Raw genomic sequence first — 698 nt, 5'->3', positions numbered from 1 at the left:
AGTAGCAGCGATTGAACGGGCTTATGTGGTCCGGTTTACTCAAATTTATGCGGTGGCAGTTCTGATTGCCTCGGTATTTCAAATTTACCGGTCAGTCATCTATTCTAATGTATATGGGGTGACCATGAGTCGGTATATGTTGATTCTCTTCTGCTCGATTTCAGCTGTTGGAGCGATTTTATACCTGATGAAAAATGAGTGGTTGCCGCTGGTGCTTGCGGCCGGTTTGTTTGTGGCTATGATGCCACCAGTTGATGCGATTTCTGTGTCAGTGACTAGCCAAGGGGAAATAGTCAATGATATTATAACTGACTATCCTGATTTGGTAACGGACGGCCAATTGCAATTAACCCCGGAAAATGTAGACCAGTTGGATGAAACGACGGCCCAGAAAATGAAGCAATCGCTGAGATATTTAGATAAGTACAATGAATTAGGGCGGGTGTCGTCAATACCAGAAGATTTTGATGTCTACCAGGACTTGCGGGCCTTTGACGGGATTCATACGGACGATGATTATGACTATGACTATTCAGATAGTTATTATTTCTCAGCCCACTTAAACTTTGACGAAGGGTCTTCAACTGCCTTTGCAAGTAGTAGTGGTGGCGGTGAATTGGTCTTATTGAATGCTTCCGATAGCCCGGTGACTTTCACTGCTTTAGGTAAAAATTTTAACCATGAAATGGTGGACGTGG

The 698-nt window shown here is 43.7% G+C and carries 1 pseudogene; it reads left to right on the top strand.

The window, feature by feature from the left end:
• Positions 1 to 25: 25 nt before the first annotated feature.
• A pseudogene (locus tag ACRCJ0_RS17710) lies at positions 26 to 698 on the top strand (DUF4153 domain-containing protein); the annotation flags it as partial.

The sequence above is a fragment of the Aerococcus sp. L_32 genome, from assembly GCF_050689315.1.
Note: the sequence above shows the minus strand (reverse complement) of the source record. Positions and strands in the feature narration are given on the sequence as shown.